Here is a 14,771-nt window from a genome sequence, read left to right as displayed (position 1 = left end):
AGAAACAGCCGTTCTCGACATAGCGCTGGAGCTGGTCCGGGTTGGGCGGCCCCTTGCCGGTGAGCGACCCGTCCTCGCCACGCCAGCCGGCGAGCGGCCCGAGGCCGGGGGTGCGCTCGTGGCGGACCATGTAGTCGGCATAGGACCGGTAGCGCGGGTTGCCCTCGCCATCGGTGAAGGCGCCCAGGCCCAGGCGCCAGCCAAGCTCGATCAGCACGTCCTGGAACGGGCGCACGTCGCGGTCGGGGGCGAGCACTGGCTGGCGGATCGAATCCTGGATGGCGTCGGCCGAACCGATCGGCCGGTCCAGGAGCGAGATGCAATCGTGCCGCTCCAGATAGGTCGTGTCCGGCAGGATCAGGTCGGCATAGGCGACCGTCTCGGAATAGAAGGCATCCGAGTAGATGATCCGCGGGATGACATATTCGCCGCTCGCCGGATCGATCTCGGTCAGCCAGTCGATCGTTTCCTTGGTGTTCATGGCCGAGTTCCAGGCCATGTTCGCCATGTACATGAACAGCGTGTCGATCCGGTACGGGTCGCCGCGGCGGGCATTGCCGATCACGAGCTGCATCAGCCCGTGGGCGGAGAGCGGCGCCTCCCAAGAATAGGCCTTGTCGATCCGCACCGGCTCGCCGGCATCGTCGACCAGCAGGTCCTCCGGGCCCAGCGGGTAGCCCAGCGGCATGCCCGGCAGCGGGCGGCCCGGGTGGATGTGCTCCGGCTTGCCCGCGGGCTTGGGGCCGGGCGGGATGGTCTTCGGGTAGGGCGTCTCGAAGCGGTGGCTGCCGGGCGTGTCAAGCGCACCCAGCAGGGCCTGCAGGAGATGGAGCGAGCGGCAGGTGTGGAAGCCGTTGCTGTGCGCGCTGATCCCGCGCATCGCATGCATCGCCACCGGCCGGCCGACGAACCGCTGGTGGCGCTGGCCCCACACGTCGGTCCAGGGCGTCTCGACCACCACCGGCTGCCCGAACGCCGTATCGGCCAGTTCCGCGGCGATCCGCCGGATGGTGGCGGCCGAAATCCCGCAGCGTTCCGCCACTTTCTCTGGCGCAAAGTCCGGCTGGCCGTAGCGACGTGCCATCAGCTCGAACACCGGCCGTGCCTGGCGGCCGTCCGGCAGCTCCACCAGGCCTGCCAGCATCGGGTCGACGTCCGCCGCTTCCGCCGGCTGCAGCGTGCGGGTCGCGAGGTCCATGCAGAGCGGGCGGCTCTGCTCGTCCCGGGCGAACAGGCCGTCACCGTCCGCGCCTGCTGCCTCCACCACCAGCCAGCCAGCATTGGTGAAGCGCTGCAGATAGGGGATGTCGACCTTGCCTGCACGGAGCAGTTCGTGGATCAGGGCCATCACGAACAGGCCGTCCGTGCCGGGCGTCACCGGCACCCATTCGTCGGCGATCGCCGAGTAGCCGGTGCGCACCGGGTTGACCGAGACGAACTTGGCGCCCCGCTCCTTCAGCCGGGCCAGGCCCAGCTTGATCGGGTTGCTGTCATGGTCCTCGGCCACGCCAAACATCAGGAAATAGCGGGCGCGCTCGTAGTCGGGCTCGCCGAACTCCCAGAACGAGCCGCCATGGGTGTACATGCCGGCGGTCGCCATGTTCACCGAGCAGAACCCGCCATGTGCCGCGAAGTTGGGCGTGCCGAATTCCTTCGCGAAGAGACCGGTGAGTGCCTGGGACTGATCGCGGCCAGTGAAGAAGGCGAGCTTCCTCGGATCGTCGTAACGCACGCGCGACAGCCAGCCGGTCGCGATCTCCAGCGCCTCGTCCCAGCCGATCGGCCGGAACTGGCCGCTGCCGCGCGGGCCGCTGCGCAGGAGCGGCTGCCGGAGCTTGGCCGGCGAGTGCTGCTGCATGATGCCGGCCGAGCCCTTGGCGCACAGCACGCCGCGATTGACCGGATGGTCGGGGTTGCCGTCGATGAAGCGCAACTCGCCATCCTGCAGATGCACCCGGATGCCGCAGCGGCAAGCGCACATGTAGCAAGTCGTGGTCCTGACCTCGTCGGCCGCGACCCGCTGCCCGTCCCGCGTCACCGCGGCGCCATGCCCCGTCGCACCATCCCCCGCAGCACCATCCGTTGCCGCCACTCCATCATCCCCTTTTGGCGGCGCAGCAACGCCGTGCCCGTCCGCTCGTCCACCAGGAAAGGTTATGCGGCCGGAGTGTCCTTGGCGAGCACCTGAGACCGGTTGCCGGGGACGCTCCGCCGCGCTACCGGCAGCCACCATGAATGGCGCCTTTCCCCGTGACGGCTGGCTGCTCCTGTTCCCGCCACTGTTCTGGGCGATCAACACGGTCGTCGGCCGGGCGTTGGCTGGGCATTTCCCGCCAATCGCCCTGTCGTTCGGCCGCTGGTCGCTGGCGTTCCTGATCCTTCTGCCCTTCGCGATCGGCGCCCTGCGGGGCCAGGGGAGCGTGCTGCGCCGGCACTGGCGGGCCATGCTCGCTCTGTCCCTCCTGGGGGTGGGGCTCTACAACTCCCTGCTCTACACCGCACTGATCACCTCGCAGCCGGTCAACGTCCTGCTGATCGGGGCAACCGCACCCAGCTTCGTGCTTCTGGCGGAGGCGGCACTGGCCAGACGCCTGCCCGACTGGCGTGCGGTGCTGGCCACGCTCCTGTCGATCGGCGGCGTGCTGGCGGTCGGCACGGGCGGCAGCCTCGCCAACCTGGCCCATCTCCAGTTCGCCCAGGGTGACCTGGTGATGATCGTGGCCACCCTGGTCTGGGCCGCCTACACGCTGGTGCTCAAGCGCGCCCGCCCGCCCATGCCCATGGCACCCTTGCTGCTCGTGCAGATCGGCATCGGTGCCGTCCTGCTCGTGCCGGCCTTCCTGGTGGAATGGCTCGTGTTCCAGCCGGTGATGCGGCTGGACGGCCAGGTGGCGGTGAGCCTCGTCTATGTCGCGATCTTCCCCTCGATCCTGGCCTATCTGTGCTGGGACCGGGGTGTGGCGGCCGCCGGCGCGCAGGTCGCGGTGGTGCTGGCCAACCTCACCCCGATCCTGGCGGCCCTGCTGGCCTGGCTGTTCCTGGGCGAGGCGATCGGGCCGCAGCACTTGGTAGCCGCAGCCATGATCTTCACCGCGATCCGCCTGGCGACGACCGCACCGAAGGAAGCGCTGGCGAGCTAGGCCGGTGATCCGGCGCGCTGGCGCGCGCCCCTACGTGCGGCTTTTTGCCGGAAGTTGCGGCAAAACCCCGAAGCTGTACTCGCGCTGTCATCGAACATGTGGCAGGAGTGCCGGCGGAGCAGGCAGGCGGATGCGCGTCCGGGGTCGGCGTGCGCGAATGCCTTCGGTGCTCACCGGACAACAGGGACGCAGGCTGGGCAGCATGCCCGTGCCATCGCACGACCCCACCGCACGATCAACGACAGCTTGGAGATCATCGTGGCTAGCAACAGGCTAGAGGAGAAGCTGGAGCGGATCCGCAAGGATTCGACCGTGAAGGACTTCGCGATCTGCGACGCGAAGGACGGCGACATGGGCGGCGGCATCCCGATGCCGGGCCCGGTGCGCGGCGCCGACGGCAAGCCCACCGGCAAGTGGAAGACCCGCGAGGCCCATCTCCAGCAGATCCGCGACATCGTCCGCCAGGACATCGTCGACCTGATGCTGGTCTCGGTCTCCACGCTCGAGATCCTGAAGGAAGAGGGCCTGTTCGAGGGCAGCCGGGTTGGCACCGCGATCCGCGCCAACGACACGACCGAGATCAAGGGCCCGCGCAACAGCCAGTACCGCAAGACCGCGTCGCTGCCGTTCCGCACCGCCGAGATCCCGCATGCCATGTATGGCCGGCTCGACGCCGAGCCAGGCACGCCGCCGACGCTCACCGATCTCGGCCTCTATTCGGTCACCTTCGTGGGCGACGCCGAGCAGGACCGCGAGGCGCTGAACCACTACCGCGACTTCCGCGCCGAGGCCGAGGAGTGGGGCTTCAAGCACTTCCTCGAGGTGTTCAACCCGAACGTCGGCTTCGAGAACAACTCGATCGAAGAGATCGGCGACTTCGTCAACGACAGCATCCTGCATGCCATCGCCGGCGTGCCGAGGATCTCGCAGCCGCAGTTCCTGAAGATGCCGTTCAACGGCCCCCGGGCGCTGACCGAGCTGGCCGAGTACGACCCGCGCCTGATCGTGGGCATCCTGGGCGGCGGTGCCGGCACCACCCGTGACACGTTAGAGCTCTTGGCTGCCTCGCAGAAGTACGGCGCCCGGCTGGTCCTGTTCGGTCGCAAGATCAACCTGGCCGAGCACCCGCTGGCGATCGTGAAGCTGATGAAGGCGGTCGTGGATGGCGAGACCACCCCGGCCGAGGCGGTGAAGGCCTATCACGGCGAGCTGGAGACGGCCGGCATCCGCCCGATCCGCGACCTGTCCGCCGACATGGAGATCACCGAGGCGGTCCTGAAAATGTGATCCCGCCAAGGGACTGCATCCAGCGGAACCAGGAGGGCCGCCCGGCAACCGGGCGGCCCTTCGCCGTTCCAGGGACCGGTCAGCCGATCAGGCGCATGGCCTGCTCGACCGCCTGGCGGTCCGGCATCCCGTCCCAGCCGTTGCCGGCCTGACACTTGAGCCCGGCTGCCGCCGTGGCGAAGCGGATCGCCCGCTCGATCGGCATGCCTTCCGTCAAGCCGCCGGCGAACGCGCCATGGAAGACATCGCCGGCTCCGGTAGTGTCGCGGCAGGTCACCTGGATGGCCGGCACGTAGAGGAACTCCCCGCCGATCCACCAGACCGAGCCCTTCTCGCCCAGGGTCACGCCGAGGTCGCGCCCGATCCGGGTGCTCAGGCCCTCCAGGCTGGTCCGGTCCGGCGCGGCGCCACCGGCCAGCTTGGCGAACGCACCCTCGGACAGGATCGGGTAGGTGGCGAGTTGGGAGAGCTGCAGCAGCCGGTCGCCGCCGCGACTGTCCTCGCCGTCGAACACGCTCGGCACGCCCAGGCCCCGGGCCGCCTCCAGGATCGCGAGGGAGCCCTCGATCCAGGCGGAATCGGCCAGCACGGCGCCAGCGCCCTGGAGCCGGTCGAGCGGCAGCTTGCCGGCCGGGCGCTCGAACAGGTCGGCGCCATGGGCCACGATCAGGCGCTCGCCCAGGCGGTCGACCATCACGACCGCGAGAACGGTCTGCGCGTCCTCCACCATGGCGAGGCCGCTGATATCGACTCCATGCCGGGCCAGTGCCTCGCGGGTCTGGATCCCATCCGCGTCATTGCCGACATTGCCCCAGAAGGCCGCTCGGATCCCGAGCCGGCTGCAGGCGACCGCGCCGGTCCCGGCCGGGCCGCCATTGCGGCGCGTCCGGCTCTTCGCGAGGATCTTGTTGGGCTCCCGCGGGATGACGTCGAGCTGGAAGACGAGATCCACGACGGCTGCCCCAAGGCAGATGACCGGGCCGCGTGCCGCCGCCATCAGGCGCCCTCCACGCTGCGCAAGCCGTCGCGACCGGCGCCATTTTGGCGCACTTGATGCATGTGAATACGCTCCCTAGATCATGCTCGCTTTTCCGCAGCATGCCCGCCGCCTCGCCGGAACGCCACTGGCGCAGAGGCAGGGGACGCTCCGGCCGAAGCCTTGCTGGCTCACGGGCCCGCGCCGACGCCTCCGGGCAGGCTGTAGGAACTTCATCTCTGACCAGAGGTTCTGACGCAGGCTGCTGTCGCAAGGCTGAAGCATGAAGATCGCGCAGATTGCCCCCCTGATTGAAAGCGTTCCACCTCGTCTGTACGGCGGCACCGAGCGGGTCGTGTCCTGGCTGACCGACCAGCTCGTCGACATGGGCCACGAGGTGACCCTCTTCGCTTCCGGTGATTCGCTCACCAAGGCGGAACTGGTGCCGTGCGTTGAGCGCGCCCTGCGCCTGGGTGGTACCCATGATGACCAGGTCCTGTCCTACCTCGTGATGATGGACGAGGTCGCCAGGCGTGTGGACGAGTTCGATGTCCTGCACTTCCACATCGACGGCTTCCACTTCCCTCTGTTCCGCAAGCATGCATCGCGTGTCTTCACCACGCTGCATGGCCGCCAGGACCTGCCGGCCCTGCGCAGCTTCTATCGCCGGTTCCCCGAGTATCCGCTGATCTCCATTTCCGACCATCAGCGCCTGCCGGTGCCGGATGCGAACTTCGTCGCCACCATCCATCATGGCCTGCCGCTGGACCTGCACCAGCCCACCCTTGAGCCTGGAGGCGACTACCTGGCCTTCCTTGGGCGGGTCTCGCCGGAAAAGGGTCTGGACCGCGCGATCGAGATCGCGACACGGGTGAACATGCCGCTCAAGATCGCGGCAAAGGTCGATGCTGCCGACGAGCGCTACTTCCGCGAGGTGGTCCAGCCCATGCTCGACCGGCCGAACGTTACCTTCATCGGCGAGATCGACGAGCGCCAGAAGACCCGCTTCCTCGGCGACGCCCGGGCACTCCTGTTCCCCGTCGACTGGCCGGAGCCGTTCGGGCTCGTTCTGACGGAAGCCATGGCGTGCGGCACGCCGGTGCTGGCGTTCAGGTGCGGCTCCGTTCCGGAGATCATCCGGACCGGGGTGAACGGGGTGATCGTCGACTCCATAGACGAGGCGGTGGCCCAGCTTCCGCGGGTGCTGCAGCTGGACCGCAGAGAGGTGCGCCACACCTTCGTCCGGCGGTTCTCCGCCGAGCGGATGGCGTCCCAGTACCTGGACCTGTTCCGCGCCGCGACCGAGAGGCCGCTGGTCTGCAAGGTGCAGGAGCGGCCTGACGACAGCCTCATCGCGATGGCCAGGCCTGCCAAGACCAGGATGCAGGCCCTGAGCTGAGGGACGCAGCCATGCTGCCCGTCGATCCAACGTCAGCCGCAGGTCAGACGCCCTTCTACATCGCGGCCATCGGCCCCAGCTCCCGGCCCCGCCACACCCTCAAGCAGGGCGACACCTTCGCAGTGATTGATTCGCACGGCGAGATCGGCATCTCCGCAGGTGGCCCGGACGGGGTGTTCCACGACGGCACCCGGCACCTTTCCCGCCTGTCCTTCGAGATCGACGGGGCAGCACCGCTGGTGCTGGGCTCGGAGATCACCGAGGACAATGCCGGGCTGGTGATCGAGCTGACCAACCCGGACATGATCCGGGACGGCAGGCTCTACCTGGCCAAGGACACGGTCTATTTCAGCCGCTTCTTCTTCCTGTGGGAGGGTGCGCTGCACGAGCGCTGCTCGATCCACAACCATGGGCTGGAGCCGGTCCGCTTCACCTTGACCTACCGGTTCGATGCGGACTTCGCCGACCTGTTCGAGGTGCGGGGCCTGCATCGCCCCGTCCGGGGCATACGGCGAGATCCTTCGGTCGAACCGAACGGGGTCACGCTGGCCTATCTCGGGCTGGATAAGGTCGAGCGCCACACCCGTCTGCAGTTCCGTCCGGCTCCGTCCGCGCTCGACCGGCGGATGATCCGGTTCGACATCACCCTGGAGCCCCGGGGGCGCTGCTCGCGCTTCATCACCATCGGCTGCAATCAGCAGCCGGCGGCCGACGAACTCGCCTTCCTCGGCAACATCAAGCGGGCGCGGCGCGTCGCCCAGCGGACGCGGCAGCGCGCATCCAAGATCCAAATCGCCAACGAGCGGATCAACCAAGTGTTCGACCGCTCGCTGGCCGACCTGTGCATGCTTTCCACCGATACGCCGCAGGGACCCTACCCCTATGCCGGCATTCCCTGGTACTCGACCACCTTCGGGCGCGACGGCATCCTCACCGCCATCGAGGCGCTCTGGGCGGATCCGATGATCGGCAAGGGCGTGCTCTGCCGCCTCGCTGCGTTGCAGGCGACCAGCCATGACCCGAAGGCCGACGCCGAGCCAGGCAAGATCCTCCACGAGATGCGCGGCGGCGAGATGGCGGCGCTGGGCGAGGTACCGTTCCGCCTCTACTACGGCAGCGTCGACTCGACCCCGCTCTTCCTGATGCTGGCCGGGCTCTATTTCGAGCGGACCGGCGACATCGACACGATGCGCCGGCTATGGCCGAACTTCCAGGCAGCGCTGGCCTGGATTGATGGCCCGGGCGATCCCGATGGCGACGGGTTCGTCGAGTACCAGCGTGCCACCGAGACCGGCCTGGACAATCAAGGCTGGAAGGACTCGCACGATTCGATCTTCCATGCCGATGGCCGGCTTGCAAAGGGTCCGATCGCGCTGGTCGAGGTCCAGGCCTATGTCTTCGCCGCCAAGCTGGCGATGGCCAAGGTCGCGGCCGTACTGGCCGAGCCGGACATCGCGCAGCGCCTGCGCAACGAGGCGGAAAGGCTGCGCGTCCGCTTCGAGAACGCGTTCTGGTGCGAGAGGCTCGGCACCTATGCACTGGCGCTGGATGGCGACAAGCGGCGTTGCGAGGTGATCAGCTCCAATGCCGGTCATGTCCTGTTCGGTGGCATCGCCTTGGCCGATCGTGCGCGTTCAGTGGCGCGGGTGCTGCTCGACAACGCCTCGTTCTCGGGCTGGGGCGTGCGGACGATTGCGCAGGGCGAGGCGCGCTTCAATCCGATGTCCTACCATAATGGATCGGTCTGGCCGCACGACAACGCGATCATCGCCCTGGGCTTTGCCCATTACGGCCTGAAGTCGGAGGTGGTGCGGATCGTCGACGCGATGTTCGGAGCAGCCTGCTGGATGGAGCTGAACCGCCTCCCGGAGCTGTTTTGCGGTTTCCGGCGCCGGGAACGGCGCGGTCCCACTCTCTATCCGGTCGCCTGCGCCCCACAGGCCTGGGCGGCAGCAGCTCCGCTGGCTTTCCTGCGCGCCTGCCTCGGCATGTCGTTTGACCCCGACGCGCAGCGGGTACGTTTTGTCGAACCCTACCTGCCGTCCCATTTCCAGAGCATCACGATCCGTGGCCTGGACCTGGGTGGAGCCAAGCTCGACGTGGAAATCCGGGGCAGGGGACGTGACATATCCGTCGCCGTGACCGGCCGCACCGGCGCTGGCCACGCCATCCTCGTGCTGTAACGGAGCCTCATGGCGAATGCTGCCCCTGTGACGATGCCGCCAGGAACGTTCCTGCGCTACGTCAACCACGACATGCCCGGCATCAGCCGCCGTCGCTCCGGCAAGGGGTTCGCCTACCGCGATCCCGAGGGGCGTACGATCAGGGACAAGGACACGCTCGCCTGGATCCGCTCGCTGGCGATCCCGCCGGCCTGGACCGAGGTGTGGATCGCGCCTTTCCGCGACGCGCACCTGCTGGCGGTGGGGCGCGACGACCGCGGGCGGATGCAGTACCGCTACCATCCCGAATGGCGGGCGGCGCAGGATGCCACCAAGTTCGAGCGGATGCTGGAGTTCGGTCGGACCCTACCGATCATCCGCAGCGCCGTGCAGGCCGACCTCGCCAGGCCGGGGCTGCACAAGCGGCGGGTCCTGGCGGTGATCGTCCAACTCCTCGAGGTCACCCATGTCCGGGTCGGCAACGAGGAGTATGCCAAGACCAACAAGAGCTACGGCCTGACCACGCTGAAGGACCGCCACCTCAAGATCAACGGGACCACGCTGCGCTTCCGCTTCAAGGGCAAGAGCGGCAAGGAGCATCAGATCACCCTGCGCGACCGCCGGCTGGCGCGCTTGGTCGGCCGGCTGCAGGATCTGCCTGGCCAGCAGCTGTTCCAGTACCTCGATGAGGACGGCAGCCGGCAGCCGGTCGATTCGGCCGACGTGAATGCGTATCTGCGCGAAATCTCCGGCAGCAATTTCACGGCCAAGGACTTTCGTACCTGGGCGGCCACCGTGCTGTGCGCCTTCGCGCTCAGCACCTCGGAAGCGTTCGAGACCCAGTCCGCCGCCAAGCGCAACCTCAAGCAGGCGATCGAGCGGGTGGCGCGCCGCTTGGGCCACACGCCCACCATCTGCCGCAAGAGCTACATCCACCCGGGGCTGGTCGAGGACTATCTGGCCGGCGAGCTCTTCCAAGTGCTCAAGATCGAGCAGGCAATGGCTAACCTCGAGGAATTCGTCAGCCTGGAGCCGTATGAGACGGCCGTGCTCGACTACCTGAGCAGGCGATTGAACAGGGCGATGGAAAACGCCGATCAAGCCTGCGCGGGAACATTGACCGCTTCCTGATATTGTTGATTCCTCGTGGCAGTTCTCTTGATGCTGTCCTATCGGGACCGCGGACTTGCCTAAAGACATGGTTGATGGGCTGCTGGCGGGCCTGTGTCAGGACCCGGCCGGCGGCCCGCCCGAGATGGCAGTCGCGACCGCGGCCAAGGAGGCGCGGCATGCCGGCCGCTGCCTTGCCTCGCTGGCGGCGCAGCGGTCCGTGCTGAGCCTGCTCGGCGTGGCCCTTCTGGTGGACAGTTCCTGGTTTATGCCAGAGGCGATCAGACCGGAACATCTAACCTCCTGTGCCGTTCGCTCCAGTGGAAAGGAGCACAGCCCATGTGGTCATCGCCCTGGACCCGATACGGCGCAGTACTGGGGTTCTCGCTCGGCGGCTTTTTCGACGGCATCCTCCTGCACCAGATCCTCCAGTGGCATCACCTCCTGAGCCTCGTCCCTGGCTTGACCGATCTGCGAGCGCAGGTGCTGTGGGACGGCTACTTCCATGCTCTGATGTATGTCATCGCCATCATCGGTCTGTGGGGCTTGTGGCGCGCGCACCGGAGCGTGGAGGGTGGACAGGGCCGCCCCCTCTTTAGCGCACTGCTCGTGGGCTTCGGCCTGTGGCATGTCGCGGATGCGGTGCTTTCGCACTGGCTGCTGGGGATCCATCGGATCAAGCTCGACAGCGAGTATCGGCTGCTGTGGGACCTGATCTGGTTTGTCGCCTTCGGTCTGGTGCCCCTGATGGCCGGATGGGCTCTTGCCCGTGGCGATGGCGCAGGCCCGGCAAGGTTGCAGCACTCGGCCTTGGTGATGCTGCTGCTGACCTTTGCGACCGCTGGAGCGGGAGCCTGGGCGCTGCGCCCTCCTCCTGACCAGCCTTTCACCGCCGTCGTGTTCCGGCCTGACTACGGTCCCGAGCAGATCTTTGCTGCCCTTTCATCCCTGGATGCGCGCCTCGTCTGGTCTGATCCGATGATGAGCGTGATTGTCGTGGATGTGCCGCCCGAGCGGCGATGGAGCCTCTACCGGCATGGAGCCCTGCTGGTCAGTGGTTCAGGTGTCCCGGCAGGCTGCTTTGCATGGAGCACTGTGTGAGGCGGCAGCACCATGGCAGCCAAGTGCGAAGCTCCGGGCTTGCCCACCGGCCGGCTGCGGGATGCTCTGAGGCGCGAGAATCTCTCGACGGAACCGTGGAACATGCGTGCAGACGGGTAGAATGGCTGCCGTTCCGCCTGATCATGGTCGAGGTAGGTCCGCCTGAGCCGCCTGCCAATGCAGGGATGGCACGGTCTCTCGGTGGATCTGGCGGCGCGGTGACACGCATCCCGGCATCGCGGCGGCAGGCTTGGCCCACGCCAGGCCACCTCCGTCGCAAGTGCCTCGCCCGACAGCCTGCCAGTTACGCGTGCGTATCGGCAGATCCTGGAGCGGCATTGGCCGCTCAGCCGCGGTCGTCCAGCGTGAAGCCCAGCTTCAGGGTGACCTGGAAATGCTGGACCTGGTCGTTCTCGACATGGCCGCGGGTCTCGACGACCTCGAACCAGCGGATGTGCCGCAGCGTCTTCGCCGCATCCGCGACCGCACCCTTGATCGCGTCCTCGATGCTGCTGGTCGAGGACCCGACGACCTCGATGACGCGATAGGTATGATCCGACATGCCTGCTTCCTCCTGCCCGTTTGGACAGGGATGGAACGGACATTCGGAAGGCAGGGTTCCGCCCAGGGGACGCCTGCTCAGGCGGCGTCCTGCTCCTCGCCATGGATCAGGTCCATGATCCCCTGCGACATCCGCCGATAGTCTCGGTCGTTCGCCAGCGTGCCGGTCAGCCGGTAGCCGTCCATCACCGCGATCCGGTCGGCGAGCGTGATCATCTCCGGCATGTCAGAGGTGATCAGCAGGATGCTGGTACCGCCATCGGCCAGCGAGCGGATCAGCTCGTGCAGATAGGCCTTGGTCTTGATGTCGATGCCGACCGAGGGCTCGTCGATGATCAGGATGCGCACCCCGGCGGCCAGCCACTTGGCGACCGAGACCTTCTGCTGGTTACCACCGGACAGGAGTCCGACCTGCTGGGCCAGCGACGGGGTCTTCACCTCCAGCCGCTCGATCGCCGGCAGGACCCGCTCGCGGATCTGCCCGTTCTTCAGAAAGCCCAGGAAGCCGGCCAACTTGGACCAGACCGTGATGCCGGCATTGTCCAGCACCGAATGCGCCAGCACCAGGCCCTCCTGCTTGCGATCCTCGCTGACGTAGCCCAGGCCGAAGCGGTTCAGGGCCTCGGCCACGCTGCCGATGGCAGCCGGCTGGCCGTCGATCGTGACCTTGCCGCCGGTAAGCGGGAACAGGCCGATCAGGCATTTCGCGAGCTCGCTGCGCCCGGCACCCACCAGCCCGTACAGGCCCAGGATCTCGCCCCGGTGCAGGGTCAGGTCGATGTCCTGGTGGCCGAGCGAGGTCGACACCTTGTCGAGTTGCAGCGCCACCGGTTCGGTCGTCCGATCGCGCGTTTCCCAGGCGGGGATCTGCTCGGCGCGGCCGATCATGAGGCGCACCAGGTCCTGGCGGCCCATGCCCGTCATCGGCTGGCTCTGGCAGGCATTGCGCCCGTCGCGGAGCACGGTGACCGAGTCGCAGATCTGCAGCACCTCCTCCAGCTTGTGGCTGACGAACACGATCGTCACGCCGTCGCGCTTGAGGCGCTGAAGCAGGGTGAACAGGTGCTCGGTCTCGTGCGGGGTGAGCGAGGCAGTGGGCTCGTCCATCAGCAGGACGCGCGAGCGCAAGGACAGGGCCTTGGCGATCTCGACGAGCTGCATCTTGGCGGCCGAGAGGCGCATCACCGGCGTCGCCGGATCGACATCCAGCTCCAGCATGTCTAGCCAGCGCTTCGCCTCGGCCCGCAGCGTCGCTTGGTCGACGCGTGAGAGCACGGACGGGCCCAGCCGCTCCAGCATGATGTTCTCGGCCACCGAGAAGCGCGGGATCAGGTTGCGCTCCTGGTGGACCACGCCGATGCCGGCAGCGATCGCGGCATGCGGGTCGTCAAACTGCACCGGCTTGCCGTCCAGGAGCAGCTCGCCCTCTTCCAGCCGGTGCACGCCGGTCAGCAGCTTGATCAGCGTCGACTTGCCGGCCCCGTTCTCGCCGAGCAGGGCATGGATCGAGCCCTTGGCGAGGGTCAGGTCGACCTTGTCCAGGGCGCGCACACCCGGGAAGGACTTGCCGATCGCCCGGGCCTGGAGGACCACCTCGCTCATGACGCACCCCGCAGCCGGCGCTCGACCCGGACCTCGCGCCAGCGGTTGATGCCGACCGCCCACAGGATCAAAGCACCCAGCACCACCTGGACTACGAACGGGTCGATGTGGAACAGCACCAGCGACTGGGTGATGATCGCGACCACCACCACGCCCAGCGCGGTGCCCGCGACCGAGACATGGCCGCCGGCCAGCACGGCACCGCCGATCACCGGGGCGGCAAACGACAGGATCAGCCAGTCGTCGCCGATGGAGGGCTGGCCGATCTGCAATCGTGCGACGACCATCACGCCGCCCAGTGCTGCCAGCAGGCCAGACAGGCCGTGCGCCCAGACGGTGGTCTGGAAGATCGAGATGCCGGACAGTTCAGCGGCATGGGGATTGCCGCCGACCGCCAGGATCTGCCGGCCGATCCTGAGCTTCGCCAGCAGGTACCAGATGCCGAGGCCGGCGATGGCGGCCGGCAGCACCAGCCAGGGGATCGGGCCCAGCATGTTGGTGTTGCCGAACGCCTTGACCGCGTCCGGCACGCCGTAGAAGGGCTGCGCCTCGGTGATGCCGAGGTTCAGGCCCTTGAAGAAGCTGAGGCTGGCCAGCGTGATGATGAAGGCGCTGATGCCGGTCTTCGCCACGATGAAGCCGTTGGCGAGGCCCCCGGCCAGGCCGATCGCGAGCGCCAGGACAAGGGCCAGCGGGGCGGGAATGCCCCAGACCTCCATCATGCCGGCAAAGGCTATGGCGACCAGGCCGCCGATGGCACCCACCGACAGGTTCATCTGGCCGATCGCGATGATGATCATCTGCGCCAGCGCGATCACCAGGTTCACCGCGATCGCGGACAGGAGGACCTGGATGTTGAAGGCGGACAGGAAGCTCGGCTCGATCGCGCCGATCACCACGACGGCGGCGATCACGACCACGAGCGGCCCGAACCAGTCGGTGTTGGCGGCCTTGCCCAGCATGCTCTGCATCAGACGGCGATCCGGTGGCGGGCGAGCAGGCGGCGCCGCCCGAGGTCGAGAAGCACGGCGGTGAGCAGCAGCAGGCCCAGGAATGCCTGGACCCAGAACTCGCCGACCCGGAGCAGGAGCAGGCCGTTAGTCAGCATGCTGACCAGCATGGCACCCAGCAGTGTGCCGAGCACCGAGACCTTGCCGCCGGTCAAGAGCGTGCCGCCCAGCACCGGGGCCAGGAAGGCCGGCAGGAGCCAGTCCTGGCCCAGATGCCCGGCCATGGATGGGATGGCGGCGCCGTGGCGCGCGGTGAGCATGGCGCCCGCGAGTGCGGCCAGGACGCCCGAAAGGATGTGGCAGCCGACGATCGTGCGGTCGACCCGGATGCCGGACACTTCCGCGGCCTTGGGGCTCGCACCGGCCGCCAGCATCCGGCGGCCCAGCGAGGTGAACCGGTAGAGCCAGCCCAGCACGAGCGCG

The 14,771-nt window shown here is 67.7% G+C and carries 12 protein-coding genes; 6 read left to right on the top strand and 6 right to left on the bottom strand.

Annotation, left to right across the window (positions count from 1 at the left end; translation table 11 throughout):
• Positions 1 to 2,233: molybdopterin-dependent oxidoreductase (locus EQG76_RS07655; protein WP_159712090.1), on the bottom strand; the 2,233-nt coding region annotated here is incomplete at its 3' end.
• On the opposite strand from EQG76_RS07655, the gene EQG76_RS07650 reads away from it, so the two are divergent.
• Together EQG76_RS07650 and EQG76_RS07645 are read left to right on the top strand one after the other, a co-directional pair.
• Entirely contained in the window at positions 2,232 to 3,140 is a 909-nt protein-coding gene (locus EQG76_RS07650) for a DMT family transporter (RefSeq protein ID WP_159712088.1), read from the top strand. The genes EQG76_RS07655 and EQG76_RS07650 overlap by 2 nt on opposite strands.
• Before the next feature lie 258 nt (positions 3,141 to 3,398).
• Positions 3,399 to 4,427 (top strand): hypothetical protein, encoded by a 1,029-nt coding sequence (locus tag EQG76_RS07645; protein WP_159712086.1) that lies wholly within the window; start codon positions 3,399 to 3,401, stop codon positions 4,425 to 4,427.
• A gap of 79 nt (positions 4,428 to 4,506) precedes the next feature.
• Here EQG76_RS07645 and EQG76_RS07640 read toward each other — a convergent pair whose 3' ends face one another.
• On the bottom strand, positions 4,507 to 5,424 hold the full coding sequence (locus tag EQG76_RS07640; protein WP_159712084.1) for a PfkB family carbohydrate kinase: 918 nt from the start codon (positions 5,422 to 5,424) through the stop codon (positions 4,507 to 4,509).
• 262 nt (positions 5,425 to 5,686) lie between these two features.
• Between EQG76_RS07640 and EQG76_RS07635 the strand changes: the two genes are divergently transcribed.
• From EQG76_RS07635 to EQG76_RS07620, 4 genes are all read left to right on the top strand, one after another.
• Positions 5,687 to 6,802: a glycosyltransferase family 4 protein gene (locus EQG76_RS07635; RefSeq protein ID WP_159712082.1), complete on the top strand. Its 1,116-nt coding sequence runs from the start codon at positions 5,687 to 5,689 to the stop codon at positions 6,800 to 6,802.
• 11 nt (positions 6,803 to 6,813) lie between these two features.
• The gene (locus tag EQG76_RS07630) at positions 6,814 to 8,985 is read left to right on the top strand and encodes an amylo-alpha-1,6-glucosidase (RefSeq protein ID WP_159712080.1); all 2,172 of its coding nucleotides are present in this window, start codon (positions 6,814 to 6,816) and stop codon (positions 8,983 to 8,985) included.
• Positions 8,986 to 8,994: 9 nt separating this feature from the next.
• The gene (locus EQG76_RS07625; RefSeq protein ID WP_159712078.1) at positions 8,995 to 10,095 is read left to right on the top strand and encodes a DNA topoisomerase IB; all 1,101 of its coding nucleotides are present in this window, start codon (positions 8,995 to 8,997) and stop codon (positions 10,093 to 10,095) included.
• A gap of 318 nt (positions 10,096 to 10,413) precedes the next feature.
• Positions 10,414 to 11,175, top strand: a complete 762-nt coding sequence (locus EQG76_RS07620) for a DUF2243 domain-containing protein (RefSeq protein WP_159712076.1) — start codon at positions 10,414 to 10,416, stop codon at positions 11,173 to 11,175.
• Between the two features lie 346 nt (positions 11,176 to 11,521).
• Here EQG76_RS07620 and EQG76_RS07615 read toward each other — a convergent pair whose 3' ends face one another.
• The 4 genes from EQG76_RS07615 to EQG76_RS07600 form a co-directional block, all read right to left on the bottom strand.
• The gene (locus tag EQG76_RS07615) at positions 11,522 to 11,737 is read right to left on the bottom strand and encodes a dodecin (RefSeq protein WP_159712074.1); all 216 of its coding nucleotides are present in this window, start codon (positions 11,735 to 11,737) and stop codon (positions 11,522 to 11,524) included.
• A 77-nt stretch (positions 11,738 to 11,814) separates the two neighbouring features.
• Positions 11,815 to 13,338: a sugar ABC transporter ATP-binding protein gene (locus EQG76_RS07610; protein ID WP_159712072.1), complete on the bottom strand. Its 1,524-nt coding sequence runs from the start codon at positions 13,336 to 13,338 to the stop codon at positions 11,815 to 11,817.
• On the bottom strand, positions 13,335 to 14,309 hold the full coding sequence (locus tag EQG76_RS07605) for an ABC transporter permease (RefSeq protein ID WP_159712070.1): 975 nt from the start codon (positions 14,307 to 14,309) through the stop codon (positions 13,335 to 13,337). Before EQG76_RS07605 ends, EQG76_RS07610 begins: the two co-directional genes overlap by 4 nt.
• A partial coding sequence (locus EQG76_RS07600) for an ABC transporter permease (protein ID WP_407925511.1) occupies positions 14,309 to 14,771 on the bottom strand: 463 nt, incomplete at its 5' end. The genes EQG76_RS07605 and EQG76_RS07600, both read right to left, overlap by 1 nt.

This window comes from Geminicoccus flavidas, assembly GCF_009806515.1.
GTDB classification, from domain to species: domain Bacteria; phylum Pseudomonadota; class Alphaproteobacteria; order Geminicoccales; family Geminicoccaceae; genus Geminicoccus; species Geminicoccus flavidus.
Note: the sequence above shows the minus strand (reverse complement) of the source record. Positions and strands in the feature narration are given on the sequence as shown.